Annotated in this window: 4 protein-coding genes; 2 read left to right on the top strand and 2 right to left on the bottom strand. The window is 70.8% G+C overall.

All coding sequences use genetic code 11. The features are described 5' to 3' along the window. Positions 1-361: 361 nt before the first annotated feature. Positions 362-664 (top strand): phospholipase D-like domain-containing protein, encoded by a 303-nt coding sequence (locus tag AC5LSR_RS22495; protein ID WP_493468965.1) that lies wholly within the window; start codon positions 362-364, stop codon positions 662-664. A 31-nt stretch (positions 665-695) separates the two neighbouring features. On the opposite strand, the gene AC5LSR_RS22490 is transcribed toward AC5LSR_RS22495, so the two are convergent. Both AC5LSR_RS22490 and AC5LSR_RS22485 read right to left on the bottom strand, forming a co-directional pair. Further along, positions 696-1,241: an effector-associated constant component EACC1 gene (locus AC5LSR_RS22490; RefSeq protein WP_493468964.1), complete on the bottom strand. Its 546-nt coding sequence runs from the start codon at positions 1,239-1,241 to the stop codon at positions 696-698. A gap of 654 nt (positions 1,242-1,895) precedes the next feature. Next, positions 1,896-2,111 carry a hypothetical protein gene (locus tag AC5LSR_RS22485; protein ID WP_493468963.1) on the bottom strand — a complete coding sequence of 72 codons (216 nt, stop codon included), beginning with the start codon at positions 2,109-2,111 and terminating at the stop codon, positions 1,896-1,898. Positions 2,112-2,446: 335 nt separating this feature from the next. Here AC5LSR_RS22485 and mobF point away from each other — a divergent pair. Continuing rightward, positions 2,447-4,508 (top strand): MobF family relaxase (gene mobF, locus AC5LSR_RS22480; protein ID WP_493468962.1); only part of this gene is annotated, 2,062 nt, incomplete at its 3' end.

Raw genomic sequence — 4,508 nt, 5'->3', positions numbered from 1 at the left:
TATGTGGTCCTCTCCCGGGGTTGAGCATGGAACACTGGCAGGCGGCGGCCAGACTCGTGCGTGGACCAAGACACCAGTGAGGGCAGGGGCAGGGCCTCGGCGAGGTAGCTCATCATGTTGACCGGTTGCAGACGGTAGCGAGGAGTGGGAGGGCTCTGTAGCGGTCGGCGGCGACGTGTTCGAGGGTTTCTTTAATCTTCCTGGTGCCATTGAGACGGATCACACCGATGGCCAGGTTACGGAAACTCGCGGTAGTAGCGAGCAAGAGCTGACACGCGGGGAAGCCTGGCAGCGCTCCCACGCTCGCCACACGTCGTACGGTACGGCGGATCATCCCACAGGCACGGAGATGGCAATTCACATGACCAGCCTCGACCTCACGGCCACGGCCGAGCCCGGTGGCCGGTGGCCGGTGGCCGGTGCGACCCAACCCCTGGCCAGCCACGCAAAAATGATCATTGTCGATCATGCCCTCATGCTGACGGCCAGCGCGGACTTCTCCTCCAACGCCGAGAACACCAACAGCGAACTCGGGCTACTCGTCCACGACACCGCCATGGCCTCGTCCGTCGCATCCACCATGCGGGCCCAACACGGCGTTCTCCACGAGAGAGTCGTCCCCACTGGAACCGGCCGGACAGGGAGCTGGCGCGGTGACGGGTGACCGCCCCGTTTCCAGCTCCCTGTCCGGCCAGTCACCCCGGCCACCCGGTCGTTCTTCCAGCGTCGGCCTGCGCCTCGGGTGGCGTCTGCGAGTCCGCCAGCCCGCGAACGACGTCCGCGATCTGGCGTCGGAGTCCTTCCGCGTCCAGGTTCCGCACGTTGGTCGCGTTCAGATCAATCGCTGGGCCGTCCGGCCCCGACGTGACGGTGACCGTCACGTCCCCGACGCGGGTCCGGAGCCAGGTGACGACCACCGTGGCGAACCCGGTTCCGGCAGCGCCGAGCAACGCCAGGATCGACGGCCAATCCACACCTCGCTCCAAGCCGCACCGTGGTGGCTCCCCGATCGTCACCCAGTGCCGCTCGACTGGCACGTAAGACACGTCCGCTGCTGGATCGGGGCCGGCAGCGAAAGACTCTCGCTGCTCTGCCCCGAGTGTGCCGCCCCGGACGGAGCTGCCAGTATCCCCTGGCTGGTCGTGCCATTCCGAGGCGAGGTCAAACCTCCAGAGAGCCTCGGCAGAGTCGTCCCCATCGACACCTGGGTACGACAATCCCCCGTTTTTTCCTGCGTTCATTGAACGACTGAAGTGCAGGGACCGTCAAGGACTCCGTAAAGAAATCGATCCATAACAGTCTGTGATCACTATGAGTGTGGCGGTACATCGATCAGCCGGTGTCGCCGCCCCTTCGCGCGCGGCGTACGACGCAGGGAAACCGGATCCGCTGTGGCTCCGGACTCCGATGAGACACGGCGGCCGGCAGCGGACGATCCGATCGACGCCAGCATCCCCGCAAGCGTGTCGGCGCCCACCCGCGACCGTGGCGCCGTCCAGCAACAACACTTCAGATCTTGAAACATCCCGTGAACCCCGCCAAAGGCAGCTCGCGAATACTCGAACGAAAACACTCCTCGACGGTGTCGCGCTGTGCGCGACACCGTCATATGTCCCTTACGGATTTCGTGCCACCCGGTGCCGTTTGATACAGCCCGGTTTCGCCATCCGGGAACTACGCGATGACGTGTCATCGCAGACCACAGTGGATGTATTCGCGGAACGGGCACGCTGCTCGGACGGAATGTTCCACCAGCCCTGACCGGAGAAACCGGCGTCGTCTCTGCACAGCCGTGCTACCGACTACCGGGAAACCAGACGACTCACAGACGGATCATGATCGACTGGTCTGTGAGCGGACGGGGCTGGCGCGGACGTGCCGCGCGGTCCTCGGACTCAGCGGGCCTGGCCGGGCAGGGACCTCCAGCGGTCCGGATCGGGGCCGCCGAGCCAGCGGTCGATGTCCGCGCGCCACCACACCCGGGTGCCGCCCCAGGCCCGGGTGCGGTTGACCGTCGCGGCCGGCGCGGGCGCGACGGGATCGATCCGCAGCCGACGGTCGACGGCCTGCCGGGTCAGGCCGAGGATGACGGCGATGTCGGAGGACCCCACGAATACCGGCGGCTCATCCACGGGATCCGACGATAACCGGCCCGGTCACGGATCCGCTCCGGATCCGGGAGGGCGACGCTCCCGCCGGCATGGGCAGACCACGCCCATGATGTCACGGCCGCTGACCAGCGGCGATGACTGCCGCGATGAGCGTGGCGATGACACGTCATCGCCGATGCGACCGGCTCTGTTTCCGATGCCGGTTCCGGTTCGACCGACTCGATTCACCCAGCGAGGAATGCGGGCTTTCGCGTGTCGACACGCCACCGGATTCCGGGTCGGAGCACGGTGCCGTATTCGCGGAATGAGATGTCCATGATGACGGATGGCGAACAGTGATTGCCACGGTGAAGGTGCTGGGGTTACGGGCCCGGGACTTTACCGATGTTGCCGCGGCTGCCCGACGGGTCGTCGACTACGTCCAAGGCACCCCGACCGCCTCCGAAACCGTCCGCCGCGGGCCGGCGGGCTACTACAGTTCCGGGACGGCCCGCGGGCGGGCGCGGGGTTCCGGCGCGGATCTGCTCGGGCTGCGCGGCCAGGTCGATCCGGTGCACCTGCAGCGGCTGCTGTGCGGGCTGCACGCCCGCACCGGACAACCGGTGCTGCCCGCGGCCGGGTCGGCCGGCCGGGCCACCCTCGGTACCCCGTCGGCCATCGACGCCCCGTCGACGGCGGGGCAGGGGCAGGATGATGTCCTGACCTTGCGGGAGGCGGCGGCGATCCTCGGGGTCGGAGCGTCCTATCTGCGGCGGCTCGCGCAGCGCACCGCCGCGCTCGGCGCCGGCGGGCGATCCGACGACCCGGCCGGCGGGCCGTCCGCGCCGAGCGGCGCGGCGGACGCGGGCCCGGCGGCCGGCACCGGCGCAGGCCCCGGCGGGGAGCGGCTGGCGGCGGTCAAGGAGACGGGGTCGGGGCGGTGGCTGGTCTCCCGGGCCGAGGTGGAACGGTTCGCCGCCGCGCGGGAACCCCCGACGGTGGTGATCGGGTTCGATGTGACCTGCGCGGCCCCGAAAAGCATCAGCCTGCTGTGGACGTTCGGCGACGACGAGCTGCGCGCGGACATCGCCGCCGCTCTCGACGCCGGGGTGGACACGGTCCTCCGCTACCTGGAGCGGCACGCCACCGTCGGCACGGTCGACGGGACCAACCGGCCCGGCCTGGGGCTGGCCGCCGCGTCCTACCGGCATGAGGTGGCCCGCAGCGACGAGGCCCACCTGCACCTCCACACCATCGTCGCGAACGCGGTCGCCGTTCCCGTCCTCGACGACGACGGCCGGCCCGTCGCCGACAGCGCCGGGGTGGCGCGGGTGGTGTGGCGGGCGGTGGACGGCGAGGTGTTCCTCGCCCACGTGAAAACCGCCGGCTACCTCGGCGCCGCCGCGCTGCGCCACGAACTGTCCCGCCGCCGCGGGCTGCGCTGGGGGCCAATCCGCAACGGGGTCGCCGAGCTGGCCGCGTTCCCCCAACCGCTGCTGGAGGCGTTCTCCACCCGCACCGGAGAAATCAACGAGGAGTTCGCCGCGCTCATCGCGGACGGCTTCACCGCCTCCGGCGCGACCAAGGCCGCAGCACAACGCGGCTCACGAGCACCGAAGAAGGTCCTCGCCGACGGCCAGGTCCGCGCCGCCCAGCACGCCCGGCTGACCGACGCCGGATGGACGCCCGGACAGGTCCGCACGCTCGGCGCCCGCATCGACCGGACCCTCGACCCGCCGACCCCGGCGGACATCGCCGACCTGACGGACCGGCTGACCGGCCCGGCCGGACTGACCGCCCACACCCCCACGTTCACCGCCCGGGAGATCGTCCAACAGGTCGCGGCCTGGGCCGGGGACCGGCTCGACCCCGACGCCATCACGGACCTCGCCGAACAGACGCTTACCGACCCGCGGATCGTCCTCGCCGACACCGCCGCGACCCGCCGGCGGCGCCAACCCGAACCGATCTACACCACCCTCGACCTGCTCGAGGCCGAGGACAGCCTGCTCGCCCTGGCCCGCCAGGGCCGGGTCGACCACGGCGGCCCCGCCCACCGTCTCCTCACCCCGGAGCAGGTGAACCGGCTTCTCGCCGCGGCCACCGCCGCGGCGGATCCCGGCGGCGCGCACGGCGCGCCGGCTCCGTCGCCGGACGGCGCGACCGCGCTGAACGCGCCGCGCGATCCTGGCGCGACCACGGCAGGCGCGCCATCCGACCCGGACGCCGCCGCTCCCCCACCGGCCACCCGCGACAGCCGCGCCACCGGAGACGGCGCCGAGCCGTCCGGGCCATCCGCCCGACGGCTGTCGGCCGAACAGGTGGAGCTGGCCCGGCGCATCCTGACCTCCACCGATCTGGTGCGGCCGGTCATCGGCCCGGCCGGCTCCGGCAAGACCGAGGCCATGCGGCTGGTCA

The organism is Protofrankia sp. CiP1_Cm_nod4 (genome assembly GCF_982290645.1).
This window is presented reverse-complemented; position numbering and strand designations above follow the sequence as displayed.

Bases quoted from the DNA above. Each gene is read 5' to 3' on its own strand.
- AC5LSR_RS22495 (WP_493468965.1), top strand. From the start codon at position 362: ATGACCAGCCTCGACCTCACGGCCACGGCCGAGCCCGGTGGCCGGTGG.
- AC5LSR_RS22490 (WP_493468964.1), bottom strand. From the start codon at position 1,241: ATGAACGCAGGAAAAAACGGGGGATTGTCGTACCCAGGTGTCGATGGG.